We start from the raw sequence: 21,164 nt of genomic DNA, 5'->3' as shown, positions 1-21,164 counted from the left end.
AGAGGGAAATTCGATGACCACAGCACACGCCCAGCACACCGGCCACGATCATGTGCACGGCCCGGGCTGCGGGCATACGGCGTTCCAGCACGGCGATCACATCGACTACGCCCATGATGGTCATCTGCATCGCGAACACCACGGTCACTACGACGAATGCGAGCGGTCCGAGCACACCGAATGCCGCGATCATCCGCACCAGCACGGCCCCAACTGCGGTCACGAGGCGGTCCAGCACGGCGACCACGTCGACTACGTGCACGACGGCCACCGGCACGCCGCTCACGACGGCCACTTCGACGAGCACTGATTCGCGTCGGTATCCGGATCTAGAGTCGGGCGGGTGATCGAAGAACTCGAGATTCGCACCGGAGCGGGAACCTTCGACGTACTTGCCGCCGGCGATCCCGGCGGCCGGGAAGTGCTGTTGCTGCATGAGTTCCCCCAGGGCGCGCGCGAGTGGGAGTCCCAGCTCCGCGTGCTCGGCGGCGGCGGGTGCCGCGTCGTCGCGCCCGACCAACGCGGTTACTCGCCGGGGGTGCGGCCCGAGCGAGCCGCCGACTATCGGCTGGAGGAACTGGTCGGTGACGTGGTCGCGATAGCCGACGCGCTGGGCTGGGAGCGCTTCGACCTGATCGGCCACGGCTGCGGCGCGCGGGTCGGATGGACAATGGCGGCGGAACTGCCCGAACGGGTCCGCACGTTCAGCGCGGTGTCGCATCCTCATCCCGCCGCACTCCAGCAGGCGATAGCCGAGGACGAGGATCAAGCGCAGCGGTCCCACCACGTGATCGCCCTCCGGCAGCCGCGCACCGCGGAGCGGGCTCTGCTCGCCGACGACGCCGCCGCGCTGCGCCGGATCTTCGAGTGGAAGATCCCGGAGGAACATGTCGAGTACTACGTGCGCCGGTTGTCGGCGCCCGGCGCGCTCACCGCCGCGTTGAACTGGTATCGCGCCATGAACCTCGCCGGTCCGACCGGCCCGGCCTGCGTTCCCACCCTGTACGTATGGGGCACCGAGGATGCGATCTTCGGCTCCACCGCGGCGCTGGCCACCGAGAAGTACGTCTCCGGCCCGTACCGATTCGAGATGCTCGAGGACGTCTCGCACTGGGTCCCGGAAGAGGCGCCCGAGGCGCTGACCCGCCTGCTGATCCAGCACCTGCTCGCCCATCGCGGGTGAATGTCCCGGTCGCGCTGCTTATCCCGGCGTTTCCCGCACAGGGTGTGCGGCCGGAGGGAAAGCTGAACTTCGTCCACCGGCAGGCAAGGGAGGTGAACCGTGGACGTCAAGGAGATCAATCGGCGCACCATCGCCGAGTTCCGAGCGGGTGGCGACATCGATGGCATGCGGCGCGACCGTCTGATCTTGCTGACCACGATCGGCCGCAGAACCGGCGTCCCGTACACCACCCCGCTGATGTTCCACCACGACGGCGACCGCTTGCTCATCGTCGCTTCCAACATCGGTGCGCCGAAACATCCCGACTGGTTCGCGAATTTGCGGAAGGACCCGCACGTCACCGTCGAGGTGGGCGAGGAGACCTATCCGGCTCTGGCCGTCCCTTTGAGCGGTGACGACCGCGCCCGCACCTGGGCGATGTTGAAGAACACCTACCCCTTCTTCGCCGAACACGAGATGAAGACGTCCCGGGTCATCCCGGTGGTCGCCCTCACGCGGGCATGACTAGCGGTGGGCGCGCGTATCGGTGCGGGCGGCCGCCGCGTCGACGCGACGGTCGGCGACCAGGTCGAGCAGAGCGGTCAGGTTGTCCGGGTCGGCGGGGTCCACGGACCCTTCCGGTAGCGCCAGTTCGGTGAGCCGTTGCCCACGATGGAAGGCGGCGGGACGCAGCGGCGGCGCGTCGTCGGGTTGTCCGAGGATGGTGGCGAGGTTTCCGTCGTTGTCGTAGACGGCGTAGTAGCGCATTGATGAGCTCCTCAGAGGCCGGTCGAGGCGGATTGTCCGACTGGTTGTTGCTACTTCTCCTGATCGCGAATCGTGGTGGGTGACGGCGTTCGAGCTTATCCACACGTTCGAAGCTGAGTGTCGGTTTGCGCACTAGTTGCGTTACCCATTTTCGCGCGATCTGCGCGGCATCGACGCACGTAGACCGCTATATGGAGACCATGCGGCATGGTTTGCCCGGATCAGGCGCACACGGTGGCGAAGGCCGCCCAGAGCACCGGGGAATGCTCGATCCGGCCGGTGTCGCGCCACGCGGCGAGACGGTCGCGCTGCCATTCGGAGATGGCGGTCACCGGGTCGGGTCGTTCGTGCGCGTCATCGATGGCACAGACGGCTTCTTGGAGCGGGAGGGCTTGCGCGGGTGCGCCCGCAACGCGCTGGAAGGCGAAATCCGTGGGCAGCGGCCACCGGCCAGCGGTGACCAGTTCCGCGCCGCCGGCGATCATCGCGGTGGTCAAGCCGAGCGCCTCGCTGAACCGCAGGTCGCCGCCGCTCTCACAGGCGATCAGCGCGACCCGGCTCGGGATCGGCCACAGCCGCGGTCCGGCAACCGGTTCCGGATCGATGGTGTGCGTGCCGAGCAGCAGGTCTTTGGCCGAGAGCGGCCGGTGGGTGCGGGATGGTTCGGCGAATCCGATGGCGTCGGCGGTGCAGGCAAGGTGTAGTTCGGCGTCCTCGCTGCGGCCGGATTCGGGCGCGGCGGCGGTGACGTGCCCGACGTAGAGCAAGCGGCTCGCGCCCGCGCGCAGGACGGAGCCGAGCCACTCGCGATCGACATCCGTGCGCCGGAAAGCCTCGACCGGGTTCGATACCGCGGGCCGCAAGCGGTCGTTCGCGAGGTAAACCGCCATTCGTTGCGGCAGTGGGGCTTCGGGGGTCGTTCGGCCCAGCACCGAGCCGAGCGTCGAGTCGGCGCGGAAGCCGGGGATGCGCGGATCGAGCACCGCGACGACCGGATGCGCTGCGGTCTCCGTCCAGGTGCGCGCGACTCGTCCGGGCGCTTGTACGACGCTCGCCGGAGCGAGCAGGCTGACATCCGCGATGTCGATCAGCCGGACGTCGCGATCCGGCGCGATGAGTTCCCACGGCACCTGGGCGACACGCGGTGACGGTTGCAGCCGGATATGCGGGCGCACGCCGCGCTGCCACAGTTCGTAGAGCTGTGCGGCCAAGCCGTAGGGCAACAGCGCTCGGGAAAGCGCCTGTGCGACGGCGTATTCCCGCTCGTAATCGGTGAACGCACCGGTGGTGAGCGCCCGCTCGAGGCCGCCGGGCTCGGCGGGACGCGGCAGCGCGTCGGCGAGCAGTCCGATCGCCCGCGCCGCCTCGTCTTCCGGAAGTACTCCCGCGCCGCGGGGAGCGCTTTCGTCCACCCATCGCCACGACACGTAGATGTCTCCCGCGTCCGCCATGCGGACCAGCACCGTCGGTCGCGTCATACCGTCAGCACCCGATCGTCGCGGATAACCCGGCCGTAGCGCTGCTCGGCGGCGGCGATGAAAGGCTCGAGCGCGATTCGCCCCTCCGCGGCCAGTGCCAGGCGCGGCGGCGGCGCAACCGGCAGGCCCGCTCCGGCCGCGACCCCGGCCAGGGCGGCGCCCAGTTGCAGGGCGGCGCTGCCGGGATGATCGGTGAAGTCCTCCGGTGGGTCCAGCAGATCGAGCGGAAGCCGAGTCGGAGCTGCCCGTTCGGTGCGATCGAGCGCCAAACTTGTGCCTGCGCACTGCGTTTCGACCAAGTCGGCGACGAGGACGCCGTTGCCGGAGAGGTAGGCGAAGCGGAACGCCAACCGCATCGCGGGGTCGGCGATCTGCCGGTGCCACTGCTCGCGCTGCGTGCCGTTCGGCAATGTGTGGCGCACGGCGTCGATGGCCAGGGCGGCGGGAACGGCGATCCCCACAGCGCGCGCGAGCAGTTCGGCGGGCGGCGGCTCGGTCGCGTCGATCGCGCCTTCCAGCAGCGTCGCGTGCCAGAAATCGAGCTGGGCGCAGTGCAGGCCGAGGCCACGCTCGGCGTAGATCGCGAACGCCGCGGCGAGCAGGTCCTCGCACTCGCCGGTCCTTCCGGACTTGAATGCCACGGTGGCGGAGCGAATGCGCAGGTCGGCGGCGTCGAGTACGGCTCCGGACGCGAGGAAATACGCCAGGCTCCGCGCGTAGAGGTCGCGGGCGCCCGCCAGATCGCCGCGGCCCTCGGCGAGAAAACCCATGGTCTTGAGGCCGACCCCCGCCCGGTGGCCCAGCGCGGCCTGCTCGAAATACGCCTGACTGGATCGCAACGGTGCCTCCGCCTCGTCGTACCGCTCGAGGCGGACGAGCATGATGGCGAGATTCTGTTCCGTCTCGGCGACCGCGTTGCGATCGCCCGCGGACCCGAACGCGTCCAGCGCTTGCCGCGCGAAATCGACGGCCAGGTCGCGGCGGCCGGTCTCGAAGTAGGTGGCGGCGAGATTCATCAGCGGATGACCGGCCAGCTGCGGCGCGAAACGCCGTGCGGCCTCCAGCGATTCGGTGGCCAGCTCGGCGGCGTAGGCCCAGTTCTGCCGGTGCAGCGCGACGGCGGTCAGGGAGAGCAGGCAGGCCACTCGCAGTACGCCGAGATCGGTGTCGGTGTTGTCGGCGAGCAACGCGCGTGCCTGCTCCAGCGCCGCCTGCGCCGCGTCGAGATCACCCAGATGCTGGAGCGCCTGCGACATGTTGACCAGGGCGTTCGGGCGCAATCGCGGTGCGTGCTCGGGCATCTCGGCCAGCGCCGAGCGGTAGAGGGCGAGCGAGGCGGCATGGTCGCCGAGCTCGTCGGCCATGCTCGCGGCGTTGATGATCGCGCCAAGCCTGATATCGCCGGTTGTTCGTTCGGCGGCGTCCTCGAACAGGCGTTGGGCCTCGGCGGGGTCGCCGCGGGTGTACGCGGCGGCGCCGGCGGCGAGCAGTTCCCGGCCGTCGTCCGGCATGTCCTCGGCCATGTCAGAAATCCGAATCCGGCGCGACCGCGGCGATTTCCGCCAGCAGGAGCGCGTCGACGGGGTTGCCGGACGCGTCGTCCGAGCGGTTCAGCCGCGCCGTGACCAGGTCGCGAATCCGCGCACGCCGAGTCGCCGCGTCCGGCTCCTGCTCGTCCACGCCGACGCCCGGGACGTAGATGTGCACGGTCACACCCGCTTCCGCTCCGGCCGGTGCCGTGGTCTCGGCCCGCCAGAGTTCGCCGTCGCGCGACATCGGCACGTCGGCGGCGTCGGCCGGAGTGCGGATTCCGGCGCGCGGGTGCAGATGTGCCGGGATGTCCGTGGGCGAGAGCGGGGCGGCGACCGCGCTCACCCGCACTATCGTGGTTTCCGCCTCGCGCACCACTTCCCAGGACACGGCGCTTTCCGAGGCGTCGAGCAGGCCCGGTGGGCAGCGCTGCCAGTCCCAGCCTTGGGTACCCCGGGCCATGACGAGAGCGCCGGGCGCGACCACGGTGGCCGGTCCGGCGGCCAGCGCGTAGTCCTCCGCGCGACCGAGTGTTTCGGTGGCCACGCGTTCCTCAGGGGCCGCGTCGGCGCCGTCGACGATCAGGTCGCATTCCTCGCTCAGCGTGGCTATCTCGTCTTCCAGCAGGCCCTCGTCCAGCGGGGCGATGCCGTCCAGCGTCGACGCGGGCCACCAGCGCGCCGCCCAGCGGGCGTAACCGAGCCGCCAGGCGCCCGCGGCGAGGTCGGGCAGCGCGGGTTCGGCAGCGTATTGCCCTTCTCCCGTTTCGTCGAGAGCGACGGCCACCTCCGGGCCGTACACCGCCCAGATCCACTCCTGGGCGAGGGCCAGGTCGTCGAGCACCGCCGCCGGGGTCACCTGCCCGCTGAGCAGGCTCCAGGTCAAGTGCCCGCCCGCCACCTCGAGCACGAGCACGTCCACCCCGGCCGCGTCGTCCACGACAGTGGGCGCGTCCTGCGGCGCGATGATCCACAAGCCGTCGCGGCGGCTGATGCGTACGGTGCTCATCAGCTCGCCTTCGATTCCGCCGCGTCCGGCTCACCCGCGTTCGCCCGTACGCTCAATGCCCGCTTGACCCGCGTGCGATGGTCCAGGATCACCGAACGCGCCACACCGTCGAGCAGATCCCACAGCTCGTCCGGATCATGGACGGCGAACTCCCGGACATCCCGGCCGTGCAGGCGGACCCACAATCGCCGCAAATATGGCTGCCACGGCGTGATCAGCTCGGCGGCGATGGCGGCCAACGGACCGGTGGGGGGCTCGACGGATACCACCAGCCGCCGCGCCTGCAACACGTAGGCTTCCCGCTGCCAGCGGCTGTTGACCACCTGATGCGCCGTCGAGGATGTCGTGACCGTTTCGGCCAAGCGCAGACGCGGCCGATCGGTCGACGGCTGACGGCGCTGCTCGATGGGCGACAAGCCGGTCGCCAACGCTGTCCCCGCCGTCGCTGTCACGCGCAGGGACTCGTCCAGCAGTGCCCACGGTGCGCAACTCCGGGCGATCTCGGCGTCGACCAACTCGGGGATCGACGGCAACTCCGCGCGCTCGGTGGACGCCTGAAGCACGGTGAACACCCGCTCGTACACGGTGCGATCGAACGGGAGCCCGAGGGTCGATTTCGAAGCCGAGGAACCGATCGCGGGGCGCAGCGGCACCGGGTGCGCGGTCAGTCCCAATTCCTGAGCGGATGCGTCCTGCCACAGGCGGATTCCCCTGTGCGTACCGGCATGGGCCGCGATCAATCGGTCCAGAATGTGTTGTCCGTCGGCGTCTTCGCCGAGCCGTGCCGCGGCGCACGCCTCCAGCAGCGCGACCACCTCCGCGTCGTGGTCACCGCCCGGCGGGCCGGAGAGCGGACGCCGCCCCCAGGCCAGTTCGAGCAGACCGGCCAGCTCCCGTTTCCGGTCGTGATCGGTGAGATATTCCTTCAAAGCTTGCGTGGTGCGTCCCGCGGTGTATTCGTGAATCTCGCGCAACGCGTCCTCAGCGACTGTGCGGGCCCGCGCCGGATCCGGCATACCCGAGGTGGTCGCCAGCTCGAAACAGCGCTGGAAGTACAGATCCTGCGGGTGCCCCTCGGTGATCCGCAGCGTCCGCCGAACCTGCTTGAGCACCGTGAACCAGGCCGCCGTCGCCCGCAGCACATCGGCCGCGGCCTGGATACGCGCCTCCAGCAGCACCGCGCCGTCGGCCGTCAGGATCGGCCCCGCGCACAACGGATGTTGCACGGGCCGGATCACCAACGGGTCGAGCACGAGCTTCACCGTCCGGCGCAACGGACCCCCGTGCGGGCCGCTGAGCGGTTCGACACCCTCGAGCCTGCGCCACACCTCATCGAGCACCATGGCGCGCGGTCGTCGCATGGGGGAAGTGTATTTGCCGCGACTTCGTACCCGCGTGTGTGGCGTACCACACACCCTCGCATTCGACGCCTAAGGTCGGACTCGGTCCGCCCATCCGGGGCAGCTGAGTGGAGGGATTCGAAGAATGAAGTTCGAGAAAATCCGCGCTGCCGTTTTCATGGCCATTTCGGCCGTGGGTATCACCGCGGCGACCGCCCATGCGGAGCAGCCGACTGTGGGGGACACAACTTCCGGTGTGGATCACGGAATCGACTACCGGATCACCATTTCGCCGGCCGACGGAGTCGTCACCACCACCGTCGAGAACGGCAGGTTCGAGATCGCGCAGAACGGTGCGGTGGTGCTCGAATCCGACGACGGAGCGGCGGTGACCGAAGTGCCGCATCAGTACGCCGTCGACGGGCATTCGATCGAGATCGCGCAGCACGTCGGTGCGGACGGCCGGACCCTGACCTCGACACCGACGGCAGACGAAATCGCGCAATTGAAGGACATCAGCTCTTACGACCGACTCAAGGAGCAGATCAACAAGAACCTGCCCGGCGTCGTCGCCGGTGCCATCGTCGGTGGTCTCCTCGGGGCGTGTGTGATTCTGGTCTGGGGTGTCAGCATCCCTATCGGTGCGCTGATCGGTGGCACCATCGGCGGATACGCCATGGGCGGCCCGGAGTTCCTCGACGCCGTACAGGGGTTCATCGCCAACCAGGGCAGGTGAAATAGCGGCCGACGCGGCCGATCGCGTGCCGACCCGGCTGCGCGGTACGACCCCCGCTGTGGACAACGGAGGGGCTCGTAGCGACCTGCGTGCGGCAGGCTGGTCGCCGATCACCTCAACCGGGTGTGTCGGTCTGCGTAGAGTCCGAGCACCTCTGTGCCGCCACGCATGGTGTTCGGCTGCGTTAGTGCACAATCGGGCGTATGGCACGGTCTCTGCCCGAGGGCGAATCGCTTCTGTTGCGTACTGATTTCACCGATGACGCGGCGTGGGCCCAAACCCTCGCGGCGGTCATCGCGTCCTACGACGAAGACACCATGACAGAGCTGACCCCCGTCGACGACGTGACCTTCGACGGGCTGACCCCCGCCGACCTAGGTGATCTGGTCGATGGCCAGACCTATGTGTTCCTCGCCGACACCACCACGATGACCGACCCTGAGCACCCACTCCTCGCGGTCGATACCAGCGACGAGGATGCCCGCGGGGACGGCGACGCGGTGTTCCGGATCGCGCCCAGCGCGATGGCCGAGGTCGAGGTCAACTTCCTCCTCGCCAACATGGACTTCGAGGACTACGCCGGCGGCGTCGACGACGACGGTGTTTTCCGCGGCTTCGATCGGTGACCGCGGCCGGCACTCATGCCGGCGTTGAAAACCGTCTGCCACCGGTAACAAGCCGGGTGCAGGCCAACGAATGCAGCCTGTGCCTAGTACTCCCGGTGGCAATGAGATGGGTGTGATGCATGTTGATCACCGCGTGGCTCCTTCCGTAGCGGCGGCGTGAACCGGGTCGACGGTGCAGGACCAGCTTGGTGGTGTGTGCGGTGTACGCCTCGGGGAGTCCTCCCAGTCCACGGTGAAGGTGGTGACCTCTTCGGCGGGAATTTCGGCGAGCAACGCAATCCAGGACCCTGCCTGGATACCGAACTGCATCGCCCACGACACATGCCGCCACTCGGGGGGGCCGGTAAGGATCGTGTAACCAGGTACATGCGCCCGTACGGCCGGAACTCCAGTGCTCACACGCCTCTTGAATCGGGACGGGTGCGAAACTTACTTCTGTGTAACAGATTTGGACATTCGACCGATAGGGGACTCGGGTGCGGTGAGCGCGCTCATTTCGCGTTTGGAGGTCAACTATGTCGCAGTGGAGGAGAAGTCCGCGCACCGTTCGGCAGTCGGTCCTGCTGGCCGCAGTCGCCGGGACGGTGGCGCTTGCTCCGGCCGCGCTTGTCATACCGGCATTCGCAACCCCTGATCAAAGCCCGGTTACTACCGCACCCGTCACCACCGCGCCCGTGACGACGGTGCCGCCGGTGACGACTGCTCCGCCGGTGACCACTGCTCCGCCGGTAACCACTACCCCGCCGGTAACCACCGCTCCGCCGGTAACGACCGAACCGCCCGTAACGACGCCGTCATTTCCGAAACCCGCTGAGCCTGAAGACCCCTACGGACCCGACGGCTTCGATGTCTGGGGTTACGACCGTTGGGGCTACGACCGTTGGGGCTACGACCACTACGGTTATGACCGTTGGGGTTATGACCGACAGGGCTACACCTCGCGGGGCTGCGCCCGCTCCGGCGAGGACCGTCCCGATGCCGACCGGCTGGCCTGCGAACTGCGCAGGGCGCGACCATCCACCGGCAGCGCGGGCATCTGAACCCCGCACACTCCTGCTGAACACCTCCCACATCCGGCTAGGACGGTGAATGTTGACGCCGTTTCGCGGTGACCCTGGTGTCCTTGGGCGGTTTCAGGGTCATGCTGATCGGTAAAAGTGACGTCGTGTGTCTGGCGTGTCTGCTGCCCGGAGGGGCGCCCGTAGGGTTGCTGGTGTGGCGGAGCCGGATTGGTATTGCGCTGAGGTTATTCCCGGGGTGATCGATGTCGATGTGGTCGTTGAGACCGACGAGGTGCTGGCTTTCCGTCCGCCGATTCGCGGGTTTGGGGCCGAGCATGTGATCGATGACGTCCGTCTTCTCGCAGGACGCGCTCTACTCCGCCAAGTTGTCCCCCGATAACTGGGAATTGAGCGCCGCGGGGCCGGACGCAGTCGCGCCAGCTCGCTCCACCCGCCCCGGCGCTATCTTGCCCGATAACCGTGGTTGTCAGGCAACTACTCCGATACATCCACCGCGGGGTCCAACCAAGACGGAACCCCAAGGCATCTCAAGACGACACTGCTGCCTCGCGTGAGCCGGGTGTGGAGCGGTTGGGCTGTAACTCTTGGTATGGACTGGCTCCATGGAACGCGACAACGGTCAGCGTGCGTGGCCCTTGCGGAGCACTTCACTCAAAATGAAAAGGTCGAGTAAAAACCCCATGGTCACAGGCCATTCGAAGGCCGTTCCGACTGGGTGGGGAGTACAAGGGGAGTACAGTACACAACGTGTACGCCCGGAAACGGGTAGGCGCTGAGGCGCTTGTTTCTGTGGTGTCCACAGCTCCAGATGTGGGAGAGGGCCCGGAACACTGTTGGAGCAGTGATCCAAGCCCTAACCCGTCTAGGAGACCTGCTCGCGAACTAGCTGATCAGGCCGATAATCGCGCGCAGAGCCCATGCCGCCAGCTTGGTGGTCACCATGACCGCTGGGCTGGCGGTGGCGTTTTCAGCCAGGCGCGGCAGGTACCGCGTCGCCAGATCCACAACGTTCACCACGGTGCGCAGCCAGAGCAAAGGCTCCAGCCACCGCTTAGCGGCGCCGTCCCGGTTGGGCCGGGACGGGTTCGGCGTCGGCACCCACATGGGCACCACCTCCATCCTTCATCCTGCGTTACTACCCGCCGACGAATCGCGACGGATGGAGCCGCTCCACCCAGGCGGAGTGGCTCTAGCAGTCGCGGTCCGCGCGAATGACCACGCAGAGACGCGATTTCAGTTGGACCCAGACGAGTTTGGCCGAACAGCAATGAGCTTACAGCGATTATTGACACGCCTCTCATGTCACAACGTCGAGTTGTATCCGCAGCACAGCGCTCTGGGATTCGAAGGGTTGCTCGGTCGGATCGCTCTGACCACTCTGGGACGCGACTTCACCGCCCAAGGCCCGAACCGGAAGTGGGTCCCGATGTGACCGAGTTCAGCGTCGGGGGAGCGGGTGCTCCCCGTCCCCGGTGATGGACCTGTTCGACCGGTCCATGATCGCGTACGCCGGGGGCATGTCCCCGACACTGCAACTGATCGACGCGTCCCTGGACCTGGCGCTGGCGCCCATGCAACCCGGTCAGCAGACACTGACATTCGGACCCACCGTCTCCTACGCGATGGCACAAGGCCCCGACGACCTGCTGATCGAGACCTTCCAACCGGAGCCGAGAGCCATCCCACCCGAACTGCACGAATTCTTCGGACTGAACAGCCCTCCCGAAAGTCACTGCCACCCCGCATCACCAAATCGCCGCCATTCAGCGCTGCGAGTCACAGACTCAGTGAACTAGGGTGGGTCGAGCCGGACGAGGACCGAGTTGAAGCGGGGGATCGCTGTGTTCGACGTCAATCCGGAGAGCCTACGGGCGGCGGCCCAAGCATTGGCTGTGTTGCCAGAACAGATGGATGAAGTTGCACCCTTGGGCGCCGATCACGTCGACGGGAAGTTGGATGGCTCCGCAGTCGGGCACAGCCTAGGGCAGACGACATCGTTGGCATCCCAAGTGCGAGAGACGTTGAAAGCTGGGTTCACTCGATTCGCAGAGCTCCTCGAACATGCGGCGAGTACCTACCGCGACGACGATATGGCAGCCGCCGCCCAACTGGCTGCGGTGACCGACCTGATCCCGACTGGTGCCCACGATGGCAGCTAAAGCGACACCCACACCGGGGGAGGTGCTGAGCTGGGATGTTTCGGCGCTGGTCGGCATCGCGGACAGGTCCAACCAGATCGTGGACGTGGTCCTGAAGACGTCCAACTCGATGCACACCGTGATCCACGACCTCGCGTGGCAGGGACACGCCCGCGACGCGGCCGAGGACAAGGCCGACCGCGAGCAAACCCAGATGCGCACGATCGCCACGGCGTTCTACGATCTCGGTACCGCTTGCGCGGGCGCTGCCCGCGATATGCAATACCCGCTGGCGGAGATCAAGACCATTTTCGAGCACTACGTCGTCTCCCCGGTCAACGTTGCCGACGACTGGAGCATTACCGGGATCGATGACTGGAGTTCGGAAGCGGGCACGCAACTGTCGCGACTGAACGGCCTGGTGTCGACTTTGGCGACGGCCGATGCCCAGTGGGGTGCGAAGATCGCCGAGGCCAACGAAAAACTTCAACTACTCGAGTCGACAGACATACTGTTCCAGGCCGCCAATGACGGGCTGGCACAACCGCCGGGCGGGTGGAGCAAGGATCCGGGCATGAGGATGGCTCAGGAGATCGCCTACGGTCACGCCTGGACAAGCACCGCCCGGACTTCAAGGGAATGACGCAAGACGAGCTCGCGGAGTAGGTTTATCAGATCATCCAAGGCCCACAAATGGAGCGTCTGGGCAAGGATAAAGTCGGCAATCCCGTGATGATGAGCTACGACGGATTCATCGTCATCGTTGACCCCAGCACTACTGATCACGGCACCGTCTACCGGCCGAAGGACCCATTGGGCGAGTTCATCCGCCTCACCAACCAGACCACGGATCCGTCTCTGGCCCCTGACCGTCTCCCTGGCGGCACCGGAGGGACGCCTCCGGGAAAACCTGGTGGAAACCGGTAGGCAGCGACCACAACTTCAGGAGAGACTGTTGGAATTCGATATGTCGAAGCTGACCCCCGCGGAACGCGAATTCGTGGACGGGGCTCTCGCTAGCTGGGTGGGAGTCTCGACGAACGCGCCGATACCAGTGCGCGCACTGGGGTTTGCCGATCGTGACCGGTTCGATGACGAAACCGCCAGGCTCCGTCGCGCAGTCCGCGACGGCACCGTGCTGACCGAGGTCGAGACTGCCAGGGTGCTGTTTCTGAGCGAACTGGCTTTCGGTAGTGATCTATTCGGCGCGGGTGTCGAGTTCCAAATTGTCAACGGAATACGCGACGCCGAAGCGATCACGATCCTGCGTTCCTTGCAACGAAAGCTCTACACCCGCGCTGGTGCCGAAGCGCTATTCAAACCCGAACTCTACGCACCTGAATGATCTGCGCCTCACCCTCCGTCGTAGAGTCTCTCGCTCGGCGACCAGCGTAAGCGGGTCGTGTCGCCAAGGATTACCTCTTCGGAGTCGACGAATCGTTGCTGGTGCGTCGCTGAATTCGGCATCGGCGACGCCTTGCTTCGCAACAGCTGGGCACGCGTCGCAGTCGACGAGGGCTGGTCGGCTTTCTCTACTCGGGCAACTCTTGGGCTCGCTGGCACGCGGTACCTACGGGTGTGGGAGGACTTCAGGTTGGGCCAGGGTTGTGATCGCCTCGATGACGGCGGTGTTGTTCTGGCCGAAGACGGCGTCGAAGAAGGTGCGCAGATAGGTTCGTTGCAGGTCGGTCGACCTCTGAGGGTCGATCTTGCCGACTGCTTTTGTCTTTGTTTCCGCTGACAGCAGCCCGGCAGCGGTCAGCTGGGAAAGGATCGTCTGCTGGTCGCAGAAGGACATGTGCTCGGTGCCCGACACTTGAAGGGGCAGCTTCACACCGGTGTTGCTGGACCAGTAGGGCTCCCACCCAGGATTGCCGTACCAGGGAGAGCCGCCACTTGCCAGCATGAGCAGGGGCTTGTCGGTTCCCTCCGCGGCGACCGATCCAAGGATCGGTCCGTCCAGATTGATGCCGGCGCGGATCCGCGGTTCGTCGTGCAACGCCTGCACAGTGGTCGAGCCACCGAGCGAGTGTCCGAACATTCCTACCTTCGTCATGTCCATGCTCGTGGCCAGTCCTTCGGGCAGGAGCCCAGCGGTGTGCGATTCCTGTCCGGTGGCGGCGGCCGAGAGTTCGTCGAGCACGAAGCGAGTGTCGGCGACGCGGGTAGGAAGCAGGACGTCCCGCAGGACCTCTTGCGGCGAGTCCAAGGGGACGACAGTGTGTTCGACTCGCCCGTCGGGGAAGTGGACGGAGAACGCCTCGTGCGTATGGTTGATCGCGACTACGACATAACCGTGACTGGCGACATCCTCGGCCTGCGCCGTGCTCCAGCCAGTGGCATCGCCCATACCAGGGGAATTGAACAACACCGGGAACCGGCCGCCCCCTTCACGTGCCGGTCGATCCGGGTAGCTGTGACTCGAGCCGAGCGACCAGCGTTCTCGAGGGACGCCGAGTTCGGCGAGATAGTCGGCTTGTTCCTCCCTCCCGCCCGGCGGCATCCAGGCTGCGGCAGCGGACGTATCCGAGTCCTGCGCTGGATACCAGATCTGAACCAGTACCTCCCGGCGGCCTTCGCCCCACGGGTCGGTTCGGTTGGGGTCGGTGAGGTGTAGCTCGGTCACGCCGACAGGGTCGTTGCCGGTAGGGGAGGGCAGCGACACGACCACGGCATCGGCTGATACCGAACCAGGCGCGGCTCCCGCCGCCGCAGTTCCGATGGTGGCCGTCCACGCCGCCGTGGCAAGGATCGCGAATCGTTGTAAGCCTCTGCGCGCCATAACATCCCCCGGAGTTCGGTCCGCCAACGAATCGCCACCCTACAGAACTCCAACCACCTGCACCCGAGGCACCGACTCCTGCCCTCCATTGACGTCCCGTCAGTTGTGCGCAGCGGGTGCCGTGGTAAGAGCTCCGCGGACGGTCGCGACCGCCGAGAAGCCTGATCGGTGACACAATCGTGCGATGACAACCGCGAGGGCTGCCTGGCACCGCAAGCTCTCGGCAATTATGGCTTCGCACAGCAATTTCGAGCTCGCTGAGCTCGTAGGCACCGGTCGAACCATAAGCGTGGGTGTGGGTGGCGGCTCGGCGCTCATCGACGTCGTCGGTGTGCCGGTGTTCGCCAAGCGCATCCCACTGAGCGACCGGGAGGTCGCCAACTCGGGATCCACAGCGAATTTGTTCGACCTGCCGCTGTTCTGCCAGTACGGCATCGGCGGCCCGAGTCTCAACGCATGGCGAGAGCTCGCCGCGAACATCATCGTCACCGACGCCGTACTGTCCGGCGTGACACAGTCGTTCCCGATGCTCTACCACTGGCGCGTGCTACCCGGCCGGTCGCCGGTCGCAGCCGAACACGCCGACATAGACGCGGTGGTCGCCGCCCAGGGCGGCTACCCCGCCGTGCGAACCCGTCTCGAAGCGCTGGCCGCCGCACAGTGCAGCCTCGTGATGTTCTGCGAGTACATCCCACACCCGATAGCGGATTTGTTGCGTGAGAACCCGGCTGGTAAGGCCGCCACAGTCGAGCGTCAGTTTTCGGAGATCGTGCAGTTTCTGTGCGATCAGCAGTTGCTGCACATGGACTGGCACTTCGGCAACCTGCGCACCGATATGGAGCGGATCTATCTCAGCGACTTCGGGCTGGCAACCTCGCCGCGATTCGACCTGTCAGCCGCCGAGCGCGACTTCGCTGAGCGCCACGCCACCCATGACGCCGACTACTCCGCCATGCGACTGGTCAACTGGCTGGTGACCGACGTCTGCGGAGTATCGATGCCGTCCAGCGGGGGTCCGGTCGCCCGCAACGAGTACGTCCGCCAGTGCGCCGCTGGTCACATCCCGGATGACGTGCCACCGGTCGTGGCCGCGATCTTGGCCCGGCATGCACCTGCCGCCGCGAAGATGAACGCCTTCTTCTGGAAACTGTTCGACGGCGACATCCACGCGGAGTACCCCGGTACTTAAGGCCGCGCCGCGCTGATCACAACCGGAAAATGCTACCGCGACAACAGTGCGCCGAAAGCTGTTGCGTACGAGCAAATTACGGCCGACCAGCAACATCTGGGCAGGCCACCCACCTGTGCGGTCGAAGCCTTGCGCCTTACAAGTCGCGCGGGCCGATCCGGCGAAGGGGCCACCGCATCCGGCGGGTCGCCGGGCTCGAGCTGGCGATGCCCCTGCCCGACGGCTTGACTCTCACGTTGCGTGAGGTCGGAGGGTGGGGTGCATGAGTGACTACTACAACGCTTTCGAGATGAGCCCGGTGCCTGCTCCCGGCCCGGATGCGATCGTGCCGGAACTGTTCCGGGGCATCTATGGAATGCCCGCGTTCGTGACGATCCCGACGAGCGATTTGGCGGCGTCGGTGGAGTTCTGGATTCGTGGGCTCGGATTCTTCGAGTTGTTCAGCATTCCCGGCAGGGTTGTGCATCTGCGCCGGTGGGCGTTCCAGGACGTGCTTCTGGTCCCGGCGGGGAGCGTTCCGGCGCAGGCACCAGGGATGAGCGTCAGTTTCGCGTGCGTGCTCAGTCAGGTCGATTCGCTGGTGTATGCGTGTCGTGCGTTGCGTCCGAACTCGGTCGATGGTCCACGGGACACTCCCTGGAACACCCGTGACGTGGCGGTGACCACCCCCGAGAACGCACGGATCGTTTTCACCGCGGCGAAGCCCTTCGATCCGGACAGTCAGGAGGCGCGGGACCTCGAGGCCGTCGGGATCAGGCCACCGGGCGCCGGTCGCGGCGACAATGGTGAGCATGCCTGATGCCGCTGACACCGATGGCCTGACCGTCGGTCAGGTCTCGGCCCGTCTGGGCGTGACAATCCGCGCGCTGCACCACTGGGATGAGATCGGTCTGGCCCGACCGTCGCTGCGCACGGTTGCCGGATACCGGCTCTACACCGCTGGTGATCTGGAACGTCTGCACCGCATCGTCGTCTACCGTGAACTCGGACTCGGCTTGGACCGGATCGGGGCCATTCTGGACGACTCGGCCGCAGACGTGCCCGGCGCATTACGCGCGCAGCGTGCCCAGGTCGCCGAACGGATCGACCGCCTCCAGCGACTCAGCGCCGGACTGGACCGGATGATCGACGCCCACGAGCGCGGCCTGCTGCTGACCGTCGAGCAGCAGGCCGCGATCTTCGGCCCCCGGTGGAACCCGGACTGGCCGGCTCGAGCCCGCCATCGCTACGGAGACACGACGCAATGGCAGCAGTACGCCGAACGCTCGGCCTCTCGAGGTCCGGAGGAATGGCAGGCCATCGCCGACGCCATGGCCGACCTCGATCGTGCCCTCGGAAATGCGATGGACGCCGGCGTCACTCCGGGGAGCGCGGAAGCGAATCAACTCGTCGAGCGGCACCGCGAAGTCTTCGCTTCGTACTTTCCCCTCACCAGGGAGATGCAGGTCTGTCTCGGCCGGAGGTACGAGGCCGATCCGGGATTCGCCGCCCACTACGACGGCATCCGCGCCGGCCTTGCCGCGTGGTTTCGTCGAATCGTCGACGCCAGCGCGAGCGCCCACGGTATCGACCCCGACACCGCGACCTGGCAGTAGAGCGCGGGTCAGGAAGGCAACGCGATCGCCGCAACCTTCCGCCGGGCTACGGCTGAGCCGGCCGGACTTCGCTTGCCTTGCGGTACTTTCCGTGCCCGCCTTCGCCGATGACCCATGTCACCGGCATGCCCGGTGTGATGAGTTGTTCGTCGCCCTGGTATTGCCAGAAGGAGAACCATACGTCGCCAGAGTGGCTGGCGATGAGTCCGTCGTAGGTGTCGGGCAGCCACCATCGGACCACACCGTCGAGGCTGGGATCAGGATCTTTCGCTGTCTTGACCTGCCCGAACGGTATCAAGCCACCCGGCCCGCGCCATCCGTCGAGAGTGGGGAGCAACGGCTGGTCCCCACCCGCGGGGTCGGCGGGCCAGATCTTTCCACTGCGGGACAGGACATCGTCGTGAATGTGCCGGGCGAGTTCGCACGCCACGCCGCTGGGGGTGAGCTCGCCAGGGGTAGTGCCGACCAAGACGTTCAAGGCGGGGACGGTGAACTCGATAAACCATGCCGGTGGATCGGACAGGCGGCGAAGATGTTCGGGGATCGTTTCGTCGATGTGTACCTCGACGCCGAGGGCCGACTCGATGTCGGCCGCCAGCAGGTCGGCGCCTCGCCGTGATGTCTCCTGGTTCATGTAGCTATCCTGCCGTGTGTGGGACGGTGCAACGGTTGATCGGCGTCACGTACAGGTTCTTGCCAGCGGCGTGAGAGACGATGACCTGGATTTCATCCGCTGACTCGTACACGTAGCGTCCCTTTTGATACCGGGGAATCGACATGTGAAAGTTGTCGTCCTTGAACTTGTAATCCCTCTCGACGACCCCGCCGTTGACCAATATCTGGTAGTCGTACCTGCCCGGGATGTCGGCGATGTTGTTGAGGAACATGGCCCATGCGATGTTGCCGATGGGGTCTCTGTCCTTCGGCCTGGTGTCGACTTCGACTCGGCCCCATTGGGTGGTGACTCTGTAGTTGGTGCACGGCTGATACGACGCTTGTGCGGAACCGGAGGTCAGCACGCTCGCGATCATAGCGATCGCCAGTGTCGCTGCGAAGAGAAGCGTTCGACCGACTCGGCTTGTAGGCGCAGCTGATTGGTCATTGCGAACCTTCATGGGATATCCCCCTGTTTCGTCGAAACATGAATCGACTCGCCTATCCCGGCACCGGATACGCGCCACCCCGAGTACGAGACACCCCCCGGCCTGTGAATAAAGGCAGTCGATATCTTTGGACGCACGCAGATCGCGATCGGTTCCAGCGCAACGTAATTTATGTGTCACGCGTTCGCCGTGAACGGCTCCGCAACCGGCCCGCGCAGCAATGTCCGTCGGACGGCGCTTCGCTGAACCGACCCGCGTGCGATCGCTCTGACCTGCGGCATCCATCAGCCTGGTAAGGCAGCTGACGAAGGCTTCTAATCTGTCCGAGCGCGGCCAGCGCCGTCGCGGCAATCTTCGACGGTGGGCACTGTGGACACCGCAGGCGAGGAACTGCTCGGTCATGCTGATCTGTTGCCGGGTGTACCACTGATTCAGGGTCCGTCGTAGAGTCTTTCGTTCGGCAAGCGGGGTAAGCCGGTTGTGTCGCCGGGGATCACCTCCACGGAGTCGACGAACCGTCGTCGGTGTTGCTCTTGGAGGAACCATAGGGCGGATGTGAGGCACGCGGCGAAGTCCAGGCGGTGGCCGTCGATCACCACTGCCAGGCGTACGTCCGGCTGCTCCGGGTGCGGTGATACCTGGTCTCGGGTGTGCTCGAGGGGCGGTTGGTGCTTGCGCCGCACGGCGGATTGTGTGCGCGTGACTTGCATGATCACCCTGTGACGAGGGAAATCGGAATCATTCTCGGCCTCCGTTGATTTCCTGATTTTGTAGAGCGCCGCAATGTAGGTGGCGCACGTCATGGGTGGGCAGTCTTGGTGATGGTGGTAGGCCGTGCGCGCGGCCTCGTAGCTCTGCATCGGCCAGTGCGGGTTGTTGTGGTCCAACCAGGAAAGGGTCCGGGCGAGAACGTTGGTGTCGTAGCACGGCCCGTTCGACTCGGCGTCGATGTCGGCATCGTCCTCTGCGACCATTGGTGAACACCTCCCACGAGACGGCGGCGTGGAGCCGCGACGGAATTCGGTGTTATCTGCGTATTGCTGTGGATCGGCTGCTGTTTACGCCGGAACCAGATCCGCGCGCACCCACGGATCGCGGCGCGGTTCGGTGAGGTCACACAGGCGCTCGATATCGGCATCGGATGGAACTGATCGAATCGCGGCGAGTTCCAGATAGAGCTTTTCCGCACGGGTGACGCGGTACTCGAGGATCGCCGTGCTCAGGAAAAAGCAGATGGCGAGCCAAGAGACGACCCCGAAGGCGATGAGCACCGGCAGCATTGCGCTACCGGCCATAGCGCGGAGTCTGGGAAGCCACTTCGGACCAGGCCCGTACGGCCTCGACGACAGCAAGACCGGACGGAAGGAAAGCATTGCGTGCCGGGACAACCCATTGCCGGATGGAGCCGTTCGGGCTAGGGGAGGGGAGCGCGATGACGGCTCCCTCTCGCGCGATGCTCACCTCCCTGCGGAACATCTCGGCGAACAGCTTGACGTCGTCGTCTTCGATGTCGGGACGGACAAGGAACGTCCAGCGACCCGAACGCGGATGTCCGACAATAGGTCCGTGCACGATGCCGCTGCTCTGCATGTGTGCTCTCACCGCTCGGCCCAACCTGCTCGGCATCGTCACCGCCCACACCGATCCGGCGCGCAGCACTATCCGGCCGAGTTCCGGTGGGTCGATCACGGCGTTGAAGCCGCAATTCCTGCGATAGAACATGCAGCGGGACAGCGGTGTGTCCCCGAACGCTCCTTCATCCATCGGCAGACCTCAACTCACATCGAAGGCGGGTAAGGTGCGCCCGGCCCGGCCACCCAGGCTGGGAAGTGACCGACGTCGGGAACGTGAGCGGACGATCGCCATCACTCGCTCATGCCGCCGGGCGCGCTACCAAGGAGACACCCACAACCGGCCTTGCTGCGACGATTTCAACGCAAACGTTTCCAAAAATCTGGTGCTGTTTTAGTTGTTGCTGCATCCTTGTTCGAGTTGCAACGCACTCCGAAAGGTCGAGATGGCAACAGATTCCACAATCGCGCGGCGCATGCTCGGCATGCAGCTGGAGACGCTGCGCGAGCGGGCCGACATCACCAGAGAGGCCGCAGCGGCCGCGATCGCCTCGGCTCGGTCAACGATCTGGAAGATGGAGACGGGTCAACCCGTCCGCTTCAACCCGGTCCTGATCGAGCGGCTGTGTCAGCTCTACAACGCCACCGAGAAGGAAACCCAGGTGGTCCTGGAGTTGGTGAAGGAAACCAAGGGTGCGAAGGGTTGGTGGCAGGCATTCACCGATGACACGATCCCAAAGGACTTCAACCTGTTCGTCGGCCTAGAAGATGCCGCCAACCGGATCACGTCGTACCAGACCACGTTCTTGCCGGGTCTGCTTCAAACCGACGACTACCGGCGAGCGATCATCTGGGCCGAGTACCCGAACAAGCCCGCCGAAGACGTCGAGCGGCACTTGGAGGTCGGCCGGAAGCGTCAATCGCGGCTCACCGCCGAGAAGAACCCGCTCACCATGGAAGTCTTTGTTGACGAGTCCGCCCTTCACCGCACTGCGGGAAGCACCTCGGTCATGACTGCGCAGCTTCAGCATCTTGCCGACGTCGGTCAGCTGGCGAATATTGTGATACGCGTCGTGCCGGCATCGACCGGCATCTACCGCGCGCTCATGATCGGTT

At 65.8% G+C, this 21,164-nt stretch carries 27 protein-coding genes; 15 read left to right on the top strand and 12 right to left on the bottom strand.

The window, feature by feature from the left end; translation table 11 throughout:
* Positions 1-13 precede the first annotated feature (13 nt).
* The 3 genes from ON21_RS40285 (at position 14) to ON21_RS29080 (ending at position 1,687) form a co-directional block, all read left to right on the top strand.
* The gene (locus ON21_RS40285) at positions 14-310 is read left to right on the top strand and encodes a hypothetical protein (protein ID WP_039803114.1); all 297 of its coding nucleotides are present in this window, start codon (positions 14-16) and stop codon (positions 308-310) included.
* A gap of 33 nt (positions 311-343) precedes the next feature.
* Positions 344-1,183: an alpha/beta fold hydrolase gene (locus ON21_RS29085; RefSeq protein WP_039803111.1), complete on the top strand. Its 840-nt coding sequence runs from the start codon at positions 344-346 to the stop codon at positions 1,181-1,183.
* Positions 1,184-1,282: 99 nt separating this feature from the next.
* A complete protein-coding gene (locus tag ON21_RS29080) occupies positions 1,283-1,687 on the top strand; it encodes a nitroreductase family deazaflavin-dependent oxidoreductase (RefSeq protein WP_039803109.1) in 405 nt (134 codons plus the stop codon).
* On the opposite strand, the gene ON21_RS29075 is transcribed toward ON21_RS29080, so the two are convergent.
* The 5 genes from ON21_RS29075 to ON21_RS29055 form a co-directional block, all read right to left on the bottom strand.
* Complete coding sequence (locus ON21_RS29075) at positions 1,688-1,930, bottom strand: hypothetical protein (RefSeq protein WP_039803107.1); 243 nt, start codon at positions 1,928-1,930, stop codon at positions 1,688-1,690.
* Positions 1,931-2,151: 221 nt separating this feature from the next.
* Positions 2,152-3,408: a CHAT domain-containing protein gene (locus ON21_RS29070; RefSeq protein WP_039803105.1), complete on the bottom strand. Its 1,257-nt coding sequence runs from the start codon at positions 3,406-3,408 to the stop codon at positions 2,152-2,154.
* The gene (locus ON21_RS29065; protein ID WP_039803103.1) at positions 3,405-4,931 is read right to left on the bottom strand and encodes a tetratricopeptide repeat protein; all 1,527 of its coding nucleotides are present in this window, start codon (positions 4,929-4,931) and stop codon (positions 3,405-3,407) included. The genes ON21_RS29070 and ON21_RS29065 overlap by 4 nt, the downstream gene beginning before the upstream one ends.
* Position 4,932: 1 nt before the next feature.
* Positions 4,933-5,946 (bottom strand): hypothetical protein, encoded by a 1,014-nt coding sequence (locus ON21_RS29060; protein ID WP_039803101.1) that lies wholly within the window; start codon positions 5,944-5,946, stop codon positions 4,933-4,935.
* Positions 5,946-7,289, bottom strand: coding sequence for a hypothetical protein (locus ON21_RS29055; protein ID WP_039803133.1), 1,344 nt, complete (start codon positions 7,287-7,289; stop codon positions 5,946-5,948). Before ON21_RS29055 ends, ON21_RS29060 begins: the two co-directional genes overlap by 1 nt.
* A 142-nt stretch (positions 7,290-7,431) precedes the next feature.
* Between ON21_RS29055 and ON21_RS29050 the strand changes: the two genes are divergently transcribed.
* From ON21_RS29050 to ON21_RS37425, 3 genes are all read left to right on the top strand, one after another.
* Complete coding sequence (locus ON21_RS29050; RefSeq protein WP_039803099.1) at positions 7,432-8,022, top strand: DUF8020 domain-containing protein; 591 nt, start codon at positions 7,432-7,434, stop codon at positions 8,020-8,022.
* A 203-nt stretch (positions 8,023-8,225) separates the two neighbouring features.
* The gene (locus tag ON21_RS29045; RefSeq protein ID WP_051021453.1) at positions 8,226-8,648 is read left to right on the top strand and encodes a DUF6924 domain-containing protein; all 423 of its coding nucleotides are present in this window, start codon (positions 8,226-8,228) and stop codon (positions 8,646-8,648) included.
* Positions 8,649-9,322: 674 nt separating this feature from the next.
* On the top strand, positions 9,323-9,688 hold the full coding sequence (locus ON21_RS37425; RefSeq protein WP_169332741.1) for a hypothetical protein: 366 nt from the start codon (positions 9,323-9,325) through the stop codon (positions 9,686-9,688).
* A gap of 864 nt (positions 9,689-10,552) precedes the next feature.
* Here the strand turns inward: ON21_RS37425 and ON21_RS29040 are convergent.
* Positions 10,553-10,789 carry a hypothetical protein gene (locus ON21_RS29040; protein WP_039803098.1) on the bottom strand — a complete coding sequence of 79 codons (237 nt, stop codon included), beginning with the start codon at positions 10,787-10,789 and terminating at the stop codon, positions 10,553-10,555.
* 356 nt (positions 10,790-11,145) lie between these two features.
* On the opposite strand from ON21_RS29040, the gene ON21_RS29035 reads away from it, so the two are divergent.
* Genes ON21_RS29035 through ON21_RS29020 form a run of 5 tightly spaced genes read left to right on the top strand, consistent with a single transcriptional unit; the run spans position 11,146 to position 13,153 of the window.
* The gene (locus ON21_RS29035) at positions 11,146-11,466 is read left to right on the top strand and encodes a hypothetical protein (protein ID WP_039803096.1); all 321 of its coding nucleotides are present in this window, start codon (positions 11,146-11,148) and stop codon (positions 11,464-11,466) included.
* Between the two features lie 45 nt (positions 11,467-11,511).
* On the top strand, positions 11,512-11,829 hold the full coding sequence (locus ON21_RS29030) for a hypothetical protein (RefSeq protein WP_157171003.1): 318 nt from the start codon (positions 11,512-11,514) through the stop codon (positions 11,827-11,829).
* Positions 11,819-12,451 (top strand): hypothetical protein, encoded by a 633-nt coding sequence (locus ON21_RS29025; RefSeq protein ID WP_157171002.1) that lies wholly within the window; start codon positions 11,819-11,821, stop codon positions 12,449-12,451. Before ON21_RS29030 ends, ON21_RS29025 begins: the two co-directional genes overlap by 11 nt.
* 50 nt (positions 12,452-12,501) lie before the next feature.
* Entirely contained in the window at positions 12,502-12,735 is a 234-nt protein-coding gene (locus tag ON21_RS38750) for a hypothetical protein (protein ID WP_157171001.1), read from the top strand.
* Between the two features lie 28 nt (positions 12,736-12,763).
* On the top strand, positions 12,764-13,153 hold the full coding sequence (locus ON21_RS29020) for a hypothetical protein (protein ID WP_157171000.1): 390 nt from the start codon (positions 12,764-12,766) through the stop codon (positions 13,151-13,153).
* 225 nt (positions 13,154-13,378) lie between these two features.
* Here ON21_RS29020 and ON21_RS29015 read toward each other — a convergent pair whose 3' ends face one another.
* Positions 13,379-14,590 carry an alpha/beta hydrolase family protein gene (locus tag ON21_RS29015; RefSeq protein ID WP_083880950.1) on the bottom strand — a complete coding sequence of 404 codons (1,212 nt, stop codon included), beginning with the start codon at positions 14,588-14,590 and terminating at the stop codon, positions 13,379-13,381.
* Positions 14,591-14,774: 184 nt separating this feature from the next.
* Between ON21_RS29015 and ON21_RS29010 the strand changes: the two genes are divergently transcribed.
* From ON21_RS29010 to ON21_RS29000, 3 genes are all read left to right on the top strand, one after another.
* Positions 14,775-15,779: a serine/threonine protein phosphatase gene (locus ON21_RS29010; RefSeq protein WP_039803092.1), complete on the top strand. Its 1,005-nt coding sequence runs from the start codon at positions 14,775-14,777 to the stop codon at positions 15,777-15,779.
* A gap of 262 nt (positions 15,780-16,041) precedes the next feature.
* The gene (locus tag ON21_RS29005) at positions 16,042-16,578 is read left to right on the top strand and encodes a VOC family protein (protein WP_039803090.1); all 537 of its coding nucleotides are present in this window, start codon (positions 16,042-16,044) and stop codon (positions 16,576-16,578) included.
* Positions 16,571-17,374: a MerR family transcriptional regulator gene (locus ON21_RS29000; RefSeq protein ID WP_086006499.1), complete on the top strand. Its 804-nt coding sequence runs from the start codon at positions 16,571-16,573 to the stop codon at positions 17,372-17,374. The genes ON21_RS29005 and ON21_RS29000 overlap by 8 nt, the downstream gene beginning before the upstream one ends.
* 46 nt (positions 17,375-17,420) lie before the next feature.
* Here the strand turns inward: ON21_RS29000 and ON21_RS28995 are convergent, their stop codons facing one another.
* From ON21_RS28995 to ON21_RS28975, 5 genes are all read right to left on the bottom strand, one after another.
* Positions 17,421-18,008 (bottom strand): hypothetical protein, encoded by a 588-nt coding sequence (locus ON21_RS28995; RefSeq protein WP_039803086.1) that lies wholly within the window; start codon positions 18,006-18,008, stop codon positions 17,421-17,423.
* Between the two features lie 4 nt (positions 18,009-18,012).
* Positions 18,013-18,393 (bottom strand): hypothetical protein, encoded by a 381-nt coding sequence (locus tag ON21_RS28990; RefSeq protein WP_157170998.1) that lies wholly within the window; start codon positions 18,391-18,393, stop codon positions 18,013-18,015.
* A 515-nt stretch (positions 18,394-18,908) separates the two neighbouring features.
* Positions 18,909-19,451 (bottom strand): hypothetical protein, encoded by a 543-nt coding sequence (locus ON21_RS28985; protein ID WP_039803082.1) that lies wholly within the window; start codon positions 19,449-19,451, stop codon positions 18,909-18,911.
* A gap of 84 nt (positions 19,452-19,535) precedes the next feature.
* Entirely contained in the window at positions 19,536-19,757 is a 222-nt protein-coding gene (locus ON21_RS28980; protein ID WP_157170997.1) for a hypothetical protein, read from the bottom strand.
* 4 nt (positions 19,758-19,761) lie between these two features.
* Positions 19,762-20,241, bottom strand: coding sequence for a hypothetical protein (locus ON21_RS28975; RefSeq protein WP_039803078.1), 480 nt, complete (start codon positions 20,239-20,241; stop codon positions 19,762-19,764).
* A 253-nt stretch (positions 20,242-20,494) separates the two neighbouring features.
* On the opposite strand from ON21_RS28975, the gene ON21_RS28970 reads away from it, so the two are divergent.
* Positions 20,495-21,164 (top strand): DUF5753 domain-containing protein (locus ON21_RS28970; protein ID WP_039803124.1); only part of this gene is annotated, 670 nt, incomplete at its 3' end.

Origin of the sequence: Nocardia araoensis NBRC 100135 (genome assembly GCF_000308435.1) — a bacterium.
Taxonomy (GTDB): domain Bacteria; phylum Actinomycetota; class Actinomycetes; order Mycobacteriales; family Mycobacteriaceae; genus Nocardia; species Nocardia araoensis.
Note: the sequence above shows the minus strand (reverse complement) of the source record. Positions and strands in the feature narration are given on the sequence as shown.